Raw genomic sequence first — 293 nt, forward strand, 5'->3', positions numbered from 1 at the left:
CTGCCGTTGGACCTGTAGGCCCGACACCGCCCCCGTCTGAAACAGCGGAAGTTGTTGTGACTAAAGCTGCTAAAATATTAAGAATTTGATTGCGTGTGACATTTGTCATAATGAATTCAGAAATTAAGATTGATAACGTTGTATACAGTGACTGCAACATCGTCGCAATTTGAAACACTTGAGCCGGAGGAGCTACAACTAATCGGTTGCTAATTGTGGAAAATAAAAATAACGTATAGCGCGTCGCATCGCGTCCTTGTTGTGTGGGAAATTCATTCACAAGAAAATTGTAT

General features: G+C 41.6%; 1 protein-coding gene. It reads right to left on the reverse strand.

Annotation, left to right across the window (positions count from 1 at the left end; all coding sequences use genetic code 11):
* A partial coding sequence (locus tag JDS99_RS31240) for a collagen-like repeat preface domain-containing protein (protein WP_199696524.1) occupies positions 1–293 on the reverse strand: 293 nt, incomplete at both ends.

Source organism: Bacillus cereus group sp. N6, from assembly GCF_016483705.1.
GTDB lineage: Bacteria > Bacillota > Bacilli > Bacillales > Bacillaceae_G > Bacillus_A > Bacillus_A wiedmannii.